Source organism: Rahnella ecdela (genome assembly GCF_019049625.1).
Classification (GTDB): Bacteria; Pseudomonadota; Gammaproteobacteria; order Enterobacterales; family Enterobacteriaceae; genus Rahnella; species Rahnella ecdela.
In genome coordinates this window covers 106,079-123,306 of record NZ_JAFMOY010000132.1, presented here as the reverse complement: position 1 = coordinate 123,306, position 17,228 = coordinate 106,079, and the positions used below count along the sequence as shown (strand labels likewise).

Annotated in this window: 14 protein-coding genes and 2 tRNA genes; 10 read left to right on the top strand and 6 right to left on the bottom strand. The window is 50.1% G+C overall.

The window, feature by feature from the left end; all coding sequences use genetic code 11:
• The first annotated feature begins 319 nt into the window (after positions 1–319).
• Positions 320–3,376 (top strand): D-2-hydroxyglutarate dehydrogenase YdiJ, encoded by a 3,057-nt coding sequence (ydiJ, locus tag J1784_RS21335; RefSeq protein ID WP_217150861.1) that lies wholly within the window; start codon positions 320–322, stop codon positions 3,374–3,376.
• 15 nt (positions 3,377–3,391) lie between these two features.
• The gene (locus J1784_RS21330; protein ID WP_217150860.1) at positions 3,392–3,811 is read left to right on the top strand and encodes a hotdog fold thioesterase; all 420 of its coding nucleotides are present in this window, start codon (positions 3,392–3,394) and stop codon (positions 3,809–3,811) included.
• A 112-nt stretch (positions 3,812–3,923) separates the two neighbouring features.
• On the opposite strand, the gene J1784_RS21325 is transcribed toward J1784_RS21330, so the two are convergent.
• Positions 3,924–4,328, bottom strand: a complete 405-nt coding sequence (locus J1784_RS21325; RefSeq protein WP_112287950.1) for a hypothetical protein — start codon at positions 4,326–4,328, stop codon at positions 3,924–3,926.
• Positions 4,329–4,782: 454 nt separating this feature from the next.
• On the opposite strand from J1784_RS21325, the gene sufA reads away from it, so the two are divergent.
• From sufA to J1784_RS21290, 7 genes are all read left to right on the top strand, one after another.
• Positions 4,783–5,154 carry a Fe-S cluster assembly scaffold SufA gene (sufA, locus tag J1784_RS21320; protein ID WP_217150859.1) on the top strand — a complete coding sequence of 124 codons (372 nt, stop codon included), beginning with the start codon at positions 4,783–4,785 and terminating at the stop codon, positions 5,152–5,154.
• Between the two features lie 52 nt (positions 5,155–5,206).
• Positions 5,207–6,730: a Fe-S cluster assembly protein SufB gene (gene sufB / locus J1784_RS21315; RefSeq protein WP_120131974.1), complete on the top strand. Its 1,524-nt coding sequence runs from the start codon at positions 5,207–5,209 to the stop codon at positions 6,728–6,730.
• Between the two features lie 122 nt (positions 6,731–6,852).
• Positions 6,853–7,599, top strand: coding sequence for a Fe-S cluster assembly ATPase SufC (gene sufC / locus J1784_RS21310; RefSeq protein ID WP_217150858.1), 747 nt, complete (start codon positions 6,853–6,855; stop codon positions 7,597–7,599).
• The gene (gene sufD / locus J1784_RS21305; RefSeq protein ID WP_217150857.1) at positions 7,574–8,875 is read left to right on the top strand and encodes a Fe-S cluster assembly protein SufD; all 1,302 of its coding nucleotides are present in this window, start codon (positions 7,574–7,576) and stop codon (positions 8,873–8,875) included. Before sufC ends, sufD begins: the two co-directional genes overlap by 26 nt.
• A complete protein-coding gene (gene sufS / locus J1784_RS21300; protein ID WP_217150856.1) occupies positions 8,875–10,095 on the top strand; it encodes a cysteine desulfurase SufS in 1,221 nt (406 codons plus the stop codon). The genes sufD and sufS overlap by 1 nt, the downstream gene beginning before the upstream one ends.
• Before the next feature lie 28 nt (positions 10,096–10,123).
• Positions 10,124–10,537, top strand: a complete 414-nt coding sequence (sufE, locus tag J1784_RS21295) for a cysteine desulfuration protein SufE (RefSeq protein WP_217150855.1) — start codon at positions 10,124–10,126, stop codon at positions 10,535–10,537.
• A gap of 259 nt (positions 10,538–10,796) precedes the next feature.
• Positions 10,797–11,813 (top strand): L,D-transpeptidase family protein, encoded by a 1,017-nt coding sequence (locus J1784_RS21290; protein ID WP_217150854.1) that lies wholly within the window; start codon positions 10,797–10,799, stop codon positions 11,811–11,813.
• Between the two features lie 206 nt (positions 11,814–12,019).
• On the opposite strand, the gene J1784_RS21285 is transcribed toward J1784_RS21290, so the two are convergent.
• The 5 genes from J1784_RS21285 to J1784_RS21265 form a co-directional block, all read right to left on the bottom strand.
• Positions 12,020–12,256, bottom strand: coding sequence for a major outer membrane lipoprotein (locus J1784_RS21285; protein ID WP_056773575.1), 237 nt, complete (start codon positions 12,254–12,256; stop codon positions 12,020–12,022).
• 293 nt (positions 12,257–12,549) lie between these two features.
• Positions 12,550–13,962 carry a pyruvate kinase PykF gene (gene pykF, locus J1784_RS21280; RefSeq protein WP_217150853.1) on the bottom strand — a complete coding sequence of 471 codons (1,413 nt, stop codon included), beginning with the start codon at positions 13,960–13,962 and terminating at the stop codon, positions 12,550–12,552.
• Positions 13,963–14,505: 543 nt separating this feature from the next.
• Positions 14,506–14,582, bottom strand: a tRNA-Val gene (locus tag J1784_RS21275).
• Between the two features lie 28 nt (positions 14,583–14,610).
• Positions 14,611–14,687 (bottom strand) — tRNA-Val (locus J1784_RS21270).
• A gap of 220 nt (positions 14,688–14,907) precedes the next feature.
• The gene (locus J1784_RS21265; RefSeq protein WP_217150852.1) at positions 14,908–16,281 is read right to left on the bottom strand and encodes an MATE family efflux transporter; all 1,374 of its coding nucleotides are present in this window, start codon (positions 16,279–16,281) and stop codon (positions 14,908–14,910) included.
• Positions 16,282–16,536: 255 nt separating this feature from the next.
• On the opposite strand from J1784_RS21265, the gene J1784_RS21260 reads away from it, so the two are divergent.
• Positions 16,537–17,190, top strand: coding sequence for a riboflavin synthase subunit alpha (locus J1784_RS21260; RefSeq protein WP_217150851.1), 654 nt, complete (start codon positions 16,537–16,539; stop codon positions 17,188–17,190).
• Positions 17,191–17,228: the final 38 nt, after the last annotated feature.

Here is a 17,228-nt window from a genome sequence, read left to right as displayed (position 1 = left end):
GGTATTCAAAATTCAGTGTGCTCATGAGCCACAATGTTCATGGACCTGTGCGCTCAAAATTCAGGCGGTCAGAAATAAGCATGGAACATCCGGCTGCTTTTGGATAGCTCGCCGCAAGATTAGTTGCAACGTGTTTTGCTGATACGTGCTTTTTGCGATTCATCATGAAAGTAATGCAACAAAGGGCAACCAGACGGAGCGCGGAAAAACGAAGTATGTTAGTTTTTATTCTGGGTAAATAACAGGTGGATCTGCACGGCAGATCCGGCAGGTCGCCTCGGGCCCGCCAGGCATACAACAAAGACAGAGTCATAATTCAATGATCCCACAGATTTCTCAGGCGCCGGGTGTCATCCAGCTGGTGCTCGATTTTTTGGAAGCGTTAAAAAAGAACGGTTTTACGGGTGATGTCACAACAACTTACGCAGACCGGCTGACGATGGCGACAGACAACAGTGTGTATCAGCTGTTGCCGGATGCTGTCTTATTCCCAATCGCCACGTCAGACGTCGCATTGATTGCGCGTCTGGCCGGGCAGGAACGTTTTAAAACGCTGGTATTCACTCCGCGTGGTGGCGGTACCGGTACCAACGGTCAGTCTCTGAACCGAGGAATTGTGGTTGATATGTCCCGCCATATGAACCGCATTCTGGATATTAATACCGAGCAGGGATGGGTCAAAGTAGAGTCTGGTGTAATAAAAGATCAACTTAATGATTACCTGCGCCCGTTTGGCTATTTCTTCTCACCTGAACTCTCGACCAGTAATCGCGCGACGCTCGGCGGGATGATTAATACCGATGCTTCCGGGCAGGGGTCGCTGGTGTACGGTAAAACCTCAGATCACGTGCTGGGCGTCCGGGCGATTGTGCTGGGCGGCGACATGCTGGATACCACCGCTATTCCTACTGAACTTGCCGATAAACTGGGCGAAGAGGATTCGGTCATCGGGCGGATATACCGCACTGTGCTCGACAGCTGCCGTGATAACCGGGCGCTGGTTATAGAGAAATTCCCGAAGCTAAACCGTTTCCTGACGGGATACGATTTACGTCATGTGCTGAGTGATGACCTGCAAACCTTCAATCTGACCCGCATTCTGACAGGTTCGGAAGGTTCGCTGGCCTTTATTACTGAGGCCCGTCTGAATATCACTCCCATCCCTAAAGTGCGTCGTCTGGTCAACATCAAGTATGACTCTTTCAACTCGGCACTGCGTAACGCACCTTTTATGGTGGAAGCGAAAGCCCTTTCAGTAGAAACCGTCGACTCAAAAGTGCTGAATCTGGCACGTGAGGATATTGTCTGGCACAGCGTGCGTGACTACATCACGGATGTTGAAGGCAAAGATATGCAGGGGCTGAACATTGTCGAATTTGCCGGAGATGATGCGGATCTCATTGAAAGTCAGGTCAGCGCATTGTGTGAGCGTCTTGACGGACTGATGAGTGACAAAGAAGGCGGAGTGATTGGCTATCAGATTTGTGCCGATCTGCCGGGTATTGAGCGCATCTATAACATGCGTAAAAAAGCCGTGGGGTTACTGGGTAATGCAAAAGGTCAGGCTAAACCGCTGCCTTTTGCTGAAGACACCTGCGTACCACCTCAGCATCTTGCGGACTACATCGTAGAATTTCGGGCGTTGCTCGACAGCCATAATCTAAGCTACGGAATGTTTGGCCACGTGGATGCGGGCGTATTACACGTTCGTCCGGCGCTGGACATGTGTGATCCGCAGCAGGAAATGCTGCTCAAGCAAATTTCCGATGAAGTGGTGGCACTGACGGCAAAATATGGCGGCCTGTTGTGGGGCGAGCATGGGAAAGGTTTCCGTGCCGAATATAGCCCGGCATTTTTTGGTGAAGAACTGTTCCACGAATTACGCCGGATTAAGACCGTCTTCGACCCGGATAACCGTCTCAATCCCGGCAAAATCTGTGCGCCGCTCGATTGCGAGGAACCGATGATGAAGGTGGACGCGGCTAAACGCGGCACACTCGATCGTCGTATTCCGCTGGAAGTCCGTCAGTCATTCCGTGGTGCGATGGAATGTAACGGTAACGGATTGTGTTTTAATTTCGATGTGAAAAGCCCGATGTGCCCGTCGATGAAAATCACCGGCAGTCGTATTCATTCGCCAAAAGGCCGCGCAGGTCTGGTACGCGAATGGCTGCGTCTGCTGTCAGAACAGGGCGTTGATCCACTGGCGCTGGAAAATTCCCTGCCTGAAAAGGGTCTTAGTTTCCGTACCCTGATTGACCGCACCCGCAATACCTGGCACGCCAATAAAGGCGAATATGATTTTTCGCATGAAGTGAAAGAGGCGATGTCCGGCTGTCTGGCCTGTAAAGCCTGTTCGACGCAGTGCCCGATTAAAATTGATGTTCCCGGATTCCGTTCGCGTTTCCTCCAGCTTTATCACACACGTTACTTGCGTCCTGCCCGCGATCATTTCGTGGCTGGTGTAGAAAGCTACGCACCGCTGATGGCGAAAGCGCCTAAGTTGTTTAACTTCTTCCTTAAACAACCCTGGGTGCGTGAAATGAGCCGGAAAAGTATTGGCATGGTAGATTTGCCATTGCTCTCTTCTCCGACATTGCGTGAGCAGCTGCTTGGGCATCGCGCCAGTACGATGACGCTTGAGCAACTGGAAGCCATTCCACCTGCACAGCGCGGCGAATATGTGCTGGTTGTGCAGGATCCATTTACCAGCTTCTATGATGCTCAGGTAGTGGCTGATTTTGTCCGGTTGATCGAAAAGCTCGGGCTTAAACCTGTTCTTTTGCCATTCTCTCCGAATGGTAAAGCGCAGCACATTAAAGGCTTCCTGACCCGCTTCGCGAAAACAGCGAAGAAAACGTCGCTGTTCCTCAACCGTGTTTCACAATTGGGGATGCCGATGGTTGGCGTCGATCCTGCGCTGGTGCTGTGCTATCGCGACGAATATAAAGAAATTCTGGGCGAATCGCGTGGCTCATTCCAGGTGCAGCTGGTACATGAATGGCTTGATGCGTGGCTGGCAGAGCGTCCGGCTCAGCAGCAAAGTGGTGAATCCTGGTATCTGTTTGGTCATTGCACGGAAAGTACGGCGTTGCCAAACAGCGGTAAACAGTGGGGGGAGATATTTGCCCGCTATGGCGCGAAGCTGGAAAGTGTCAGTGTCGGCTGCTGCGGAATGGCCGGTACTTACGGGCATGAAACTAAAAATCTCGAGAATTCACTGGGGATTTACGAGCTTTCCTGGCACACCTCTTTGCAGCGATTACCGCGTCAGCGCTGTCTGGCAACCGGATATTCTTGTCGCAGTCAGGTAAAACGTATTGAAGGCAACGGTGTCCGCCATCCGTTACAAGCTTTACTGGAAATTATTCCCTAATCATAAGGAAGCGCTATGCCATTCTGGAAACGCAGTACCACGCTCGATGCTCTCAATCAGCGTAGTCAGGGATGTATGGTCGGGCATGTGGGAATAGAGTTTACCCGGCTCGGCGAGGACTTTCTCGAAGCTACGATGCCGGTAGACAGCCGCACGACACAACCTTTTGGGCTGTTGCATGGCGGCGCATCAGTGGTTCTGGCTGAAACGTTGGGGTCGATGGCGGGCTATTTATGTTGCGAAGGCGGCCAGACGGTGGTCGGCGTGGAGATTAATGCCAGCCATATGCACTCAGCGCGGCAGGGATATGTCCGTGGCGTATGTCGTGCGTTGCGTACCGGGCGTCGCAGCCAGGTGTGGCAAATTGAAATTTTTGATGAGCATGAAAATCTGTGCTGTGTTTCAAGGTTAACGACGATGGTAATTGATCACTGATACCGGCGTTGATCCGTTTCATTGAGACCTGATACAGGGGAGGGCGGACACATAAATCATGTTTCCGCCTTTTTATTTGGCTTAAGAAACCGCATAACCTATTGATATCACATTAAAGCTGGAAAGGGACGCGTTTGGCGAAGTCAGTTTGAAATGCCGTTGCTTTTTCCCAGATGCCCATCATGGCATAATACTGACAAATGAGTTTTAACGTATGCCGCGCAAAATGATAACTCTGAACACGAAAGAGCTCACAGCGGACAACACTGTTGATTTCAAGGATCAGACGGTTGTGTAATTTGCAAAGCGCATGAAGATAACTGTGATCATCGCCGTTTTGCAGGCACAGATTCGCCATTTCCAGACAAATATTGTTGAAGCGTTTGAGCTGGCACAGATGTGCATCAGGGCGTCGTAAGGCAGCATCAGCCATATAAAAATCCACTGTAGCGTCGCGGACGTTCGATTTGTATTCGTCAATCTTGCCTTGCAACCACGCATTTACCGATTGAGCCATTCTCAGTATTCCGGGTTATCTGAATGATAATCATTATCAAAGAATGGTCATCATATTGACAATAAATGAGCGGATCAATGTTTTCATCGGTTTTTTTATTTTCTAGTTTAAAAGCAGGTAAGCAAAAAGAGCTTTAATTTTTGGTTGTGGCGAATTCATAAATAGGCATTTCCGATGAATGTTTTATAATAGACACAATGAAAGCTATTAACCCGCAATGTTTATAAGGTTAATTTTAATTTTTAACAAAAAATTGACAATTTATTCAATCAGTTGATGGTTGCGGTGTTCAAGACCCGCCAGCGACCAGGTGTTAACCCGATGCACATTGAGCGGCTTTCCTCGTGGGCAATCGCTATACCCTCTTAAAACAAGAGGTTGAAGTGGTACCTGTTATCACTAGAATAGAGACAATAGGTCTTGTCTATGACCGTAAATTTATGAGGTAAGACAGATGCAAACTGAAACTGTCGGCTCTTTCTCTTTAGACGACAACGTATGGCAAGGTGTGAGCCTGACTGATTCTGCAGCGAAGCAGATTAATACTCTGGTGACGCAGGATCCTGAAGTCAAAGGTCTCCAGCTCTCGGTGAAACAATCAGGCTGTGCCGGCTTTGGCTACGTTCTGGATTTAACCAAACAACCGGCCAGCGATGACCTGGTGTTTGAACATGACGGCGCTTTGCTGTTTGTTCCGCTGAAGGCCATGCCTTTCATCGACGGAACCGAGGTGGATTTTGTCCGCGAAGGACTGAATCAGATATTTAAATTCAATAATCCTAAAGCTCAGCATGCCTGCGGGTGTGGCGAAAGTTTCGGCCTGTAAGAAAACGGCTTTCAGTCTCTAAGATTATTGTAAACAAAGCGATGTAACCAACATGTCACGAAGCAACGTAGAAATTCCAGATGATGTGCAGTCTTGGGTCGGCGAGGGGACGAACTATAAAGAAGGGTTCTTTACCCAGCTGGCAACCGATGAATTAGCATCAGGCATCAATGAAGATGTGGTGCGTGCCATTTCCGCGAAGCGTAATGAGCCTGAGTGGATGCTGGAGTTCCGTCTGCAGGCTTATCATGCCTGGTTGAAAATGGAAGAACCGCACTGGCTCAAAGCGTATTACACGCCTCTTGATTACCAGGATTACAGTTATTACTCCGCGCCATCCTGTGGCAGCTGCGATGATACCTGCGGTTCCCAGCCTGGCGCCACGCAGCAACCTCCGGCCGATTCTCACAGCATCCCTGCGCTCGATGGTAAAAACTATCTGACCAGCGAAGTGGAAAAAGCCTTTGAGCAGCTGGGTGTTCCGGTTCGTGAAGGTAAAGAAGTGGCGGTCGATGCAATCTTCGACTCCGTTTCTGTCTCCACTACCTACCGTGAAAAGCTGGCGGAATCAGGCGTTATTTTCTGCTCATTCGGTGAAGCCATTCACGAGTATCCTGATCTGGTGCGCAAATATCTCGGTACTGTGGTTCCCGCGCAGGATAACTTCTTCGCCGCGTTGAATGCCGCCGTTGCTTCTGATGGTACCTTCGTGTACGTGCCAAAAGGCGTGCGTTGCCCGATGGAGTTGTCGACTTATTTCCGTATCAACGCCGCGAAAACGGGTCAGTTCGAACGTACGATCCTGATTGCCGACGAAGGCAGTTATGTCAGCTACATCGAAGGGTGTTCTGCGCCGGTTCGTGATACCTACCAGCTGCACGCAGCGGTGGTTGAGGTGATTCTGCACAAAGATGCGGAAGTGAAATACTCCACCGTGCAGAACTGGTTCTCTGGCAGCAAAGACAGCAGCGGCGGGATTCTGAACTTCGTGACCAAACGTGCATTGTGCGAAGGCGCGGGTTCGAAAATGTCCTGGACGCAGTCCGAAACCGGCTCAGCGATCACCTGGAAATACCCAAGCGTTATCCTTAAAGGCGATAACTCTATTGGTGAGTTCTTCTCTGTTGCACTGACCAGCGGCAAACAGCAGGCCGATACCGGTACCAAAATGATCCACATTGGTAAGAACACCAAGTCGACCATTATTTCCAAAGGTATCTCTGCGGGCCACAGCCAGAACAGCTATCGCGGCCTGGTGAAGATCCTGCCAAGTGCAGAAAACGCCCGTAACTTTACGCAGTGTGATTCAATGCTGATTGGTGCGGACAGCGCCGCGCATACTTTCCCGTATGTTGAAGTGCGTAACAATACCGCCCAGCTGGAACATGAAGCCACAACGTCAAAAATCGGCGATGACCAGCTGTTCTATTGTCTGCAACGTGGTATCAGCGAAGATGATGCTATTTCCATGATTGTTAATGGTTTCTGTAAAGATGTCTTTTCCGAGCTGCCGCTGGAGTTCGCTGTTGAAGCACAGAAACTGCTGGCCATCAGTCTTGAACATAGCGTCGGTTAATTCGCCGACGTTTTTCCTCCCGGCATAGCGTGGTGTGACGTCAGCGCCGGGCAGGTTTTAGTTCAGCAAAGTTAAAGCATAAACAGAATTATGAGCGCGCAGGCGCAAACTCAAGGATACGTATGTTAAGCATTAAGAATTTGAAGGTCCGTGTCGAAGAAAAGGAAATTCTGAAAGGCCTTGATCTGGAGATCAAACCGGGTGAAGTACACGCCATCATGGGCCCGAACGGCTCAGGTAAAAGTACGCTCTCCGCGACACTGGCTGGCCGTGAAGATTACGAAGTCACCGATGGCTCTGTAATGTTCAACGGTAAAGATTTACTGGAACTCGCACCTGAAGATCGTGCGGGTGAAGGCGTCTTTATGGCGTTCCAGTACCCGGTAGAAATTCCAGGTGTGACTAACCATTTCTTCCTGCAAACAGCAGTGAATGCCGTGCGTAAATACCGCGGGCAGGAACCCATGGATCGCTTTGACTTCGCTGATTTCATCGAAGAAAAAATCGAAATGCTGAAAATGCCAGCCGATTTGCTGACCCGTTCAGTCAACGTAGGCTTCTCCGGTGGTGAGAAAAAACGTAACGATATCCTGCAGATGGCGGCGCTTGAGCCAAACCTTTGCATTCTGGATGAAACTGACTCAGGTCTGGACATCGATGCGCTGAAAATCGTTTCCGAAGGTGTTAACACACTGCGTGACGGTAAACGTTCATTCGTTATCGTGACCCACTACCAGCGTATCCTCGACTACATCAAGCCTGACTACGTGCACGTTCTGTATCAGGGCCGCATTGTCAAATCCGGCGATTTCACCTTGGTTAAACAGTTAGAGGAGCAGGGTTATGGCTGGCTTACCGACGAAGAGTAATGCACCTGCGGCGGGCAGTTCGCACGCCATGCAGCAGCTTTACCGTCTTTTTGAAAGCCGTGGCGGTGAACAATCTACTCATGCTCATGCACACTGGCAACAGGTGCTGCGCCTGGGTTTCCCGCACGCAAAACTGGAAGACTGGAAATACACTCCGGTTTCTTCACTGCTGGGTAATCAGTTCTTTGCTCCACAGCAGCAGGCGCTGACTGTTGAACAGGTTAAATCACTGGCGCTGCCAGTCGATTGCTACCGTCTGGTGTTCGTTGATGGCCTTTTCGATGCGGATCTCAGTGATTCAGACACCGGTGCTTTTGAAATTGAGAAACTGAGCCCGGCGGCGCAACAGACGTTGCCTGATCCGATTCAGTCAGAAGTGTTTTTGCATCTGACAGAAAGTCTGGCGCAGGATCCTTTATCTGTTCGCTTGCCGGCGGGCAAGCAGGCTGAAAAACCACTGTATCTGTTGCATCTGAGCAGTGGCCGTGACCAGTCACGCGAAATGAATACCGTGCATCATCGCTATCATCTGGCGATTGAAGGCGGTGCGAATGCAGAAGTCATCGAACATTATCTCAGCCTGAACGATCACGGCCATTTCACCGGCGCTCGCATGACGGTGAATGTGGGTGATAATGCCGATTTCACGCATTACAAACTGGCTTTCGAAAGCCAGGCAAGTTTCCACTTCTCGCACAACGATCTGGTTATCGGTCGTGATGCGCGTGTTTCCAGCCACAGCTTCCTGCTCGGTGCGGGCCTGACCCGTAATAACACCAGTGCGCAGCTCAACGGTGAAAACAGCGACCTGAACATTAACAGCCTGGTTCTGCCGGTGGATTCTGAGATTGCTGATACCCGTACCTATCTGGAACACAACAAAGGTTATTGCAACAGCAACCAGTTGCATAAAGTGATCGTGAACGATCGTGCTAAAGCGGTTTTCAACGGCATGATCAAAGTGGCCCAGCACGCACTGAAAACCGACGGCAAAATGACCAACAACAACTTGTTGCTGGGCAAGCACACCGAGGTTGATACTAAACCTCAGCTGGAAATTTATGCCGATGACGTGAAGTGCAGCCACGGTGCTACTGTGGGTCGTATCGACGACGAACAGCTTTTCTATCTGCGCACCCGTGGGATCAGCGGGCAGGATGCTCAGCAAATGATCATCTTTGCTTTTGCCGCTGAACTGACGGAAGCCATTGAGAATGAAACCCTGCGTGAAGTCGTGATTGCCCGTATTGCAGCCCGGCTAAATCGAGGTAAGTAATGAGTTTTCCACTGGAAAGAGTACGTAGCGATTTCCCTGTGCTGAGCCGTGAAGTTAACGGCCAGCCGCTGGCCTACCTTGACAGCGCGGCCAGCGCACAGAAACCGCGTCAGGTCATTCAACGTGAAATGTCTTTCTTCGAACAAGGTTATGCTGCGGTTCACCGCGGTATTCATACCATGAGCGCAGAAGCGACCGAGCAGATGGAAAACGTCCGCACGCAGGCCGCACAATTCATGAATGCTGCGTCGGCAGAAGAAATTGTCTTCGTGAAAGGTTCCACGGAAGCCATTAATCTGGTCGCCAATACCTGGGGGCGTGAATTTTTACAGCCCGGCGACCATATCATTCTGACCGAAATGGAACACCACGCGAACATCGTGCCCTGGCAGATGCTGGCCAAAGAACGCGGTCTGCATATCGATGTCTGGCATCTGACGACGGAAGGTGAGCTGGATTTATCACAGCTTGAAACCCTGATCACGCCTCGCACTAAATTGCTGACGCTGGCGCATGTTTCCAACGTGCTGGGCACCGTTAACCCGGTCGAAAAAATCATTCCGCAGGCGAAAGCCGCCGGACTGACCGTTCTTGTGGATGGCGCGCAGGCGGTTATGCATCACGCAGTAGATGTTCAGGCGCTGGGTTGTGATTTCTACGTGTGGTCCGGGCATAAACTCTACGGGCCAACCGGTATCGGTATTCTGTACGGTCGCAAAGCGTTGCTGGATCAGATGCCACCTTGGGAAGGCGGCGGGTCGATGATCAAGCATGTCAGCCTGACCGAAGGCACCACGTTTGCAGCAGCCCCGTGGCGATTTGAAGCAGGAACCCCGAACACCGGCGGTATCATGGGGTTGGGCGCAGCCATTGAGTATGTGACTGAACTGGGTCTGGAGAATATCCACGCTTATGAACAGGAACTGATGGCTTACGCGCTGAAAGCGATGGAGCAGGTGCCGGATATTCAAATCTACGGCCCGGCGACACGTGCAGGCGTGATTGCGTTCAATCTGGGTAAACACCACGCCTATGATGTCGGCAGTTTCCTTGATCAATACGGAATTGCAATTCGCACCGGTCATCACTGTGCGATGCCGTTAATGTCCTTCTACGGTGTACCGGCTATGTGCCGCGCGTCGCTCGCGATGTACAATACCCGTGAAGAAGTCGACCGTCTGGTCGCAGGACTGCAACGTATTCACCGGCTGTTGGGCTAATCCTGCCAGCCCTGATCAGGATGTTGTTATGGCTTTGCCAGATAAAAATAAGTTAGTCAGAAACTTTTCCCGGTGCCCGAACTGGGAAGAAAAATATTTGTACGTGATCGAACTGGGTGGCCAGTTACCGGCGCTGGCAGAAGAACATCGTCAGGATAAAAACCTGATTTCCGGCTGCCAGAGCCAGGTGTGGATTGTGATGCGTACGGATGAAAACGGTGCGCTGACTTTTGAGGGTGACAGTGACGCTGCCATCGTCAAAGGTCTGGTGGCTATCGTGTTCAGCCTGTATCAGGGTTTAACGCCGCGTGATGTGGTTGAACTGGATGTGCGTCCGTTCTTCACTGAGCTGGAACTGAGCCAGCATCTGACGCCTTCCCGCTCGCAGGGGCTGGAAGCGATGATCCGCTCGATTCGTGCTAAGGCCGCGGAGCTGTCTTAATACAGCTTCTGCGCTGCTGCTTTGCTCATTAGGAATTGTCTGCTAATGAGCAAAGCAAATTCCCCGTTCTACCTTTCGCATTTCCTTTTTAGTCTGATTTTTCAATTCACTATCTTTGTCGTTTTCTCCAGACTTCCTTCAGGTAACTTTCTGATTTTCTGTGGTTTGATTGCCACCAGATTCTGCGCTGCTAGTATTACCAGACGAGATAATTGTCTTGCCTCAGATTGTCTGAGCGCAGGCCGAAAAAGGACTGAGTATGAGACGCGCATTACCCCTTCTGGCAATGTTAGTTGGCACATTTGTGGCAACCCATTCCATGACCGCAAGTGCAGCAGAATACCCTTTGCCGCCGGATAATAGCCGCCTGATTGGCGAAAACACGACTTATGTGGTGCCCAATGACGGCAAACCACTGGAAGACGTGGCCGCCAAATATCAGATTGGCCTGATCGCGATGCTGGAAGCTAATCCCGGCACTGATCCCTATCTGCCAAAAGCGGGAACCGTACTGACTATTCCTTCACAGATGCTGTTGCCTGACACGAAACGCGAAGGCATTGTGGTGAATCTGGCGGAGCTGCGTCTGTACTACTATCCGAAAGGCGAGGATAAAGTCATCGTCTATCCGATTGGTATTGGCCAGCTGGGACGAAATACGCCGGAGATGGTGACTTCTGTCAGCCAGAAAATCCCCAATCCTACCTGGACGCCGACGGCTAACATCCGCAAAGCCTATCTGAAAGATGGTATTACCTTGCCGGGAATGGTGCCTGCTGGCCCGGATAACCCGATGGGGCTGTTTGCGATGCGTCTGTCGGCCGGAACAGGTCAGTATCTGATCCACGGCACGAACGCCAACTTTGGTATTGGTATGCGCGTGAGCTCAGGCTGTATCCGTCTGCGTCCTGACGATATCGAAGCGCTGTTTAACTCGGTGCCAAAGGGAACGCGCGTGCAGATTGTGAATCAGCCGATAAAATATGATGTGGAGCCGGATGGTAAGCGTTATATCGAAGTGCATCAGCCTTTGTCGCATACCGAAAAGGATGATCCGCAAACCAAACCGATCCCGCTGACTGCCGCAATGAAGAAATTCATCAAGAACGATGAGACTAATGCCGCGATGGTAAAAGAAGCGATTACACGACGTTCAGGCATGCCTGTCGTCGTAAGCGTAGGTGATAAGGCAACGGATACACCGCCGCCCGTTAATGATCCACAAACGGCTGCTGCGGCACAAGCATCTGACGTAACAACTGCAAGCGCGCAGTAAACGTTACAGAAACGATTTAGAAGCGATTTTTCCAAAAGGAGCCACCATGGCTCCTTTTTTGTGTCCGGTGTTCAGGCATGTCATAGGGAGCGTTTCAAGGGGTGCTACGATGACGTTAAGATCCGATGAGTGAAAGCGAGGGCAGAGGGAATTGCAGACAAAAAAAATGGCGCACTGAGTGCGCCATTGAACTAGAGAAGTAAATATTACTTCTTGTAAGCGTGTGCTTGGTTGTCCAGACGTTGGTTAGCGCGAGCTGCATCGTCTTTAGCTGCTTGAACGTCAGAACGCATTGCGTTCACGTCGTTGCTCAGTTGGTCAACTTTAGAGTTCAGAGTAGAAACGTCTGAAGACAGTTGGTCGATTTTAGCATTGCTTGAACAACCAGCCAGCATAGTTGAAGCCAGGATTACAGCGCCCAGTACCAGTTTAGTGCGATTCATTATAAAACCCTCTAGATTAAGTTAATCTCCATGTAGCGTTACAAGTATTACACAAACTATTTTCTAATGAGAATAATTTTTTGCCGGTAAACGCTATATTTTGATCGTTCGCTCAAAGAAGCATCTTTTTTTACGAAAAAGTTAAAAATTGCAGCGAAAACAGCTGTATTCCATGGGACTTATCCCAATTTTACTGCTACCGCTTTTCGCACTTTTTATGAAACAAGATACTTTTTGAATAAATTAACGCCACTTTACGCGGCGTTCATTAATGCTTCTGGTCACGTTTTTAATTAAACAACATGCACCGATGAAGTATTTGTTGTGCCGCTCTGAACCAGTGCGCCAGAAACCATCACTACGATGTCGCCTTTCTGAGCCAGACCACTTTCGATGGCGGCTTCTTTACCGATACGGTAGAAATCATCAGTAGAGGCAATTTCTTTTACCAGCTGAGTCACAACACCTTTGGTCAGGATCAGCTGACGTGCAGTGATTTCATTGGTGGTCAGAGCCAGGATAGTGGCATGCGGGAAGTATTTACGCACAGCTTTAGCTGATTTACCACCGCTGGTTGCAACAACGATCAGTGGCGCATCCAGTTTCTCAGCAGTTTCTACTGCACCACGGCAAACGGCTTCAGTAATACGCAGTTTGCGATTGTCGTTCTGACCATCAATGCGGCTCTGCATTACGCGGTCAGTACGGTCACAAATGGTGGCCATGATGGTCACAGCTTCCAGCGGGTATTTACCTTTCGCACTTTCACCAGACAGCATAACAGCGTCGGTGCCGTCGATGATGGCGTTGGCCACGTCGCCAGCTTCAGCGCGGGTAGGGCGTGGGTTTTTGATCATGGAATCGAGCATCTGCGTAGCGGTGATAACCACTTTTCGCGCACGGTTACATTTTTCAATCATCATCTTCTGCGCGAAGATAACTTCTTCAACCGGGATTTCAACGCCCAGGTCGCCACGTGCAACCATGATGCCGTCAGAAGCTTCGAGGATTTCGTCGAAGTTGTTCAGGCCTTCCTGGTTTTCAATTTTGGAGATGATCTGGATGTGTTCGCCACCGTGTGCTTTCAGGTGTTCGCGGATTTCCAGAACGTCAGAACGTTTACGGATGAAAGAAGCTGCGACGAAATCAACGCCTTGCTCACAACCAAAGATCAGGTCACGTTTGTCTTTTTCAGCCAGCGCTGGCAGTGCGATAGAAACGCCTGGCAGGTTAACGCCTTTATTTTCGCCCAGGTCGCCGTTGTTCAGCACTTTACAGGTAACTTCGGATTCGGTGACGTTGGTCACTTCCATACCGATCAGGCCATCATCGACCAGAATGGTGTTACCGATTTTCAGGTCAGCTGCGAAGCCCTGATAGGTCACGGCTACGCGTTCGGTGTTACCGATAACACTTTGATCAGTAGTGAAGGTATAAGTCTGACCCGCAACCAGAGAAGCGTCTTTGCCGCCTTCCAGTTTCATGGTGCGAATTTCAGGACCTTTGGTGTCCAGCAGAATTGCCGCTTTGTGACCGGTCTTCGCCATCACGTTGCGGATATTTTGAATGCGCTGACCGTGCTCTTCATAATCACCGTGGGAGAAGTTCAGACGCATAACGTTCATGCCTGCATCAAGCAGTTTGGTCAGCATTTCTTCGGATTCGGTTTTCGGGCCGATGGTACAAACAATTTTGGTCTTTTTCATGACGATTTTATCTACAAGTTGTGATGGATTGGAAAAGTGTTTGCCTGACAGCATTGCTGCCCGCGCGGAATTGAGGTGGTGCCTGGTTGAATCAAATCATTACTAAGCGTAGAAGACTGTGAAAGGAATGGTGTAGTAAGTTCAGCCAAAGCATAGCGATTTGTGCGATTTATCATCGCTACTGGAGTGGTGACGCTTTTATTAGGGCGATATCGACAGATCAAGGGGCTGAAACCATTCAATCGAAGAGACGATGCGTATTATAGAGGGGAACGGGTTGGGAAACCAAATAAAAAACGTGATGTTGCGCAAGCTTAGCGCAGATATCGGAACGTTGTTTTGAATTCATCCAATGCGGGCAGCGTAAAAATCAGCAGGTCACAACAATTTTTTCACCCGACGATCGAAAATGACACAAGTGAAAAATAATCTTAAAAAAATACAAACGGATGATGTGAAGAAACGCTGGGCGAAAGTATAAAACGGTATTCAGGGGGGGTAGCGTTGGGATTTGAATCAGAGAGGAAAGAGAGAGCGTTGCTTTGGTGCGTCCGAGTGGACTCGAACCACCGACCCCCACCATGTCAAGGTGGTGCTCTAACCAACTGAGCTACGGACGCACATTATGCAACGGTACTGCGAGAAAATTGGTGCGTCCGAGTGGACTCGAACCACCGACCCCCACCATGTCAAGGTGGTGCTCTAACCAACTGAGCTACGGACGCAACGTTTTTCTTTTTCGTCAGCCAGTCTTGGCGACGGGGACGAATATTAACGACCTCTCTGAAGGCTGGCAAGGGAAAAAAGACATTTTCCTGTCATATTGTGCGTGACTGTCGAGCTAATGCGCATTGCGTTGTTTTTTTAGGCATAACAGCCACTGTACAGACCCGAAATCCCACGCGCCGTCAGTGAATTTTTCAGCGCGTGGAAGATAACGACGGATCAACGACCGGCTTTTTGCAAAATCGTGTAGGACGGTTGCTTCTGTAACCAGCGCATGCGCAAGGTCATCATCATCGCCGCAAAGGTCAGCCCCAGAATAAATCCGCACCAGAAACCACTCGGTCCCATTCTCGGTACCAGCAAATCGGTAAGGCCCAGCATGTATCCGACCGGCAAACCCAGCACCCAATAAGCGATGAACGTGATATAGAAGATAGAACGGGTATCTTTATAGCCACGCAGAATGCCGCTACCAATCACCTGAATGGCGTCTGAAATCTGGAACAACGCCGCAAAAATCAAAAGATGCGATGCAAGCATCACCACTTCCGGGCTGTCGTTGTACAGCGCTGCAATGTGTTCGCGGAACAAAATCGCCGTCGTCGCAGTACAACAGGCCATAAGAATACCGGTCATGATGCTGGTATAAGCAGCAACCTTCGCGCCTTCAACGGAAGATTCTCCAAGCTTTGACCCTACCCGTATGGTTGCCGCAACGCCCAGCGAGAGCGGCACAACAAACATCAGTGAGCCGACGTTAAGGGCAATCTGATGACTGGCAACGGCCACAATTCCCAGCGGGGAAACGAGCAGGGCGACGATGGCGAACAGTGTGACTTCAAAGAATAAGGCCAGTGCAATCGGCAAACCCAGCTGGGAAAGACGGCGCAGCGTCGCCCAGTCGGGTTTAGCAAAGCGTGAAGCAGGCTGAGTATCACGCAGGGCACGGTTATGACGGACATAATATCTCATCATAAAGAACATCACCCAGTAGACGGTCCCGGTTGCAACACCGCAGCCAACGCCACCGAGAGCAGGCGCACCGAATTTGCCATAGATGAAAATATAGTTAACGGGAATATTCACCAGCAAACCGATAAAGCCGAATACCATGCCCGGCTTGGTTTTCGACAAACCTTCGCACTGGTCGCGCAGCACCTGGAAGAACAAATAACCCGGCGCCCCCCACATAATGGCGTGCAAATAACCGACTGCTTTTTCTTTCAGCTCCGGATCAATATTGTGCATCAGGCCGAGAATATGGTCGCACTGATATAAAACGGCGATGACCAGCACGGAAACACCCGAGGCCAGCCAGAACCCCTGCTGAACCTGATGACCGATTTTGTCACGACGTCCGGCGCCGTTTAAATGCGCAATGGTTGGCGTCAGCGACAGTAACAAACCGTGTCCGAACAGGATGGCGGGCAACCAGATTGAGGTCCCGACTGCGACAGCGGCCATGTCCGTGGCACTGACCGAACCGGCCATTATAGTATCGACAACGCCCATAGAGGTCTGAGCGATTTGCGCAAGGATGACCGGAATGGCAAGCGCTAATAAAACCCGCGCCTCTGCAAGGTACTTCTGCACAGATACACCTTTTTTGTTGATTATATTGAATAAAAATCGCCACGAAGGGTGGCCATAAAGAGTGGGAAATAGTCCGAAGATTGTACATTGTCGGTATTTTTAAGCAAACAAAGCTGTTAACGGGCAGTTAAATAATGAAATGAAAGCAGACGGTGCTATTTCTTCCCGCGAGGATTTGGCTTTCCATTAAATCTGCGGCAAACTGACAGCAGTGTCGTTTTTAATACAACAGACTTATGAATTGAGGAAAGGGCTATGTTTACCGGAATTGTTCAGGGAACCGGAACGGTCGTATCGATCGACGAAAAACCTAATTTCAGAACCCATGTTGTTCGCTTGCCGGAGGATATGCTCGACAATCTGCAACTGGGCGCTTCTGTTTCACATAACGGTTGTTGTCTGACGGTGACAGAAGTGAATGGCGACCTGGTCAGCTTTGATCTGATGAAAGAAACGCTTCGCCTGACCAATCTGGGCGATCTGAATGTCGGCGACTCCGTGAACCTGGAACGTGCAGCGCGTTTTAATGATGAAATCGGCGGCCACCTGATGTCGGGGCATATTATTTGTACCGCGGAAGTGGCGAAGATCTTGACGTCAGAAAATAACCGTCAGATCTGGTTCCGTATGCCACATGAAGATCTGATGAAATATGTATTACATAAAGGTTATATCGGCATTGACGGTATTAGTCTGACCATCGGCGAAGTTACCCGTACCCGTTTCTGCGTGCACTTAATTCCGGAAACATTGCAACGGACTACGCTTGGGACTAAGCGTCTGGGCGATAAAATTAATATTGAAATTGACCCGCAGACTCAGGCCATTGTTGATACTGTCGAACGTGTTTTAGCCAGCCGCGAAGCTGCTATTGCAACCGCACAGGCCATGATCGAGAAGTCTGAATAACGGTGATACCCGCGTGCTTTTCAGACTCTGCAAAATAA

Bases quoted from the DNA above. Each gene is read 5' to 3' on its own strand.
- ydiJ (WP_217150861.1), top strand. From the start codon at position 320: ATGATCCCACAGATTTCTCAGGCGCCGGGTGTCATCCAGCTGGTGCTC.
- J1784_RS21330 (WP_217150860.1), top strand. From the start codon at position 3,392: ATGCCATTCTGGAAACGCAGTACCACGCTCGATGCTCTCAATCAGCGT.
- J1784_RS21325 (WP_112287950.1), bottom strand. From the start codon at position 4,328: ATGGCTCAATCGGTAAATGCGTGGTTGCAAGGCAAGATTGACGAATAC.
- sufA (WP_217150859.1), top strand. From the start codon at position 4,783: ATGCAAACTGAAACTGTCGGCTCTTTCTCTTTAGACGACAACGTATGG.
- sufB (WP_120131974.1), top strand. From the start codon at position 5,207: ATGTCACGAAGCAACGTAGAAATTCCAGATGATGTGCAGTCTTGGGTC.
- sufC (WP_217150858.1), top strand. From the start codon at position 6,853: ATGTTAAGCATTAAGAATTTGAAGGTCCGTGTCGAAGAAAAGGAAATT.
- sufD (WP_217150857.1), top strand. From the start codon at position 7,574: ATGGCTGGCTTACCGACGAAGAGTAATGCACCTGCGGCGGGCAGTTCG.
- sufS (WP_217150856.1), top strand. From the start codon at position 8,875: ATGAGTTTTCCACTGGAAAGAGTACGTAGCGATTTCCCTGTGCTGAGC.
- sufE (WP_217150855.1), top strand. From the start codon at position 10,124: ATGGCTTTGCCAGATAAAAATAAGTTAGTCAGAAACTTTTCCCGGTGC.
- J1784_RS21290 (WP_217150854.1), top strand. From the start codon at position 10,797: ATGAGACGCGCATTACCCCTTCTGGCAATGTTAGTTGGCACATTTGTG.
- J1784_RS21285 (WP_056773575.1), bottom strand. From the start codon at position 12,256: ATGAATCGCACTAAACTGGTACTGGGCGCTGTAATCCTGGCTTCAACT.
- pykF (WP_217150853.1), bottom strand. From the start codon at position 13,962: ATGAAAAAGACCAAAATTGTTTGTACCATCGGCCCGAAAACCGAATCC.
- J1784_RS21260 (WP_217150851.1), top strand. From the start codon at position 16,537: ATGTTTACCGGAATTGTTCAGGGAACCGGAACGGTCGTATCGATCGAC.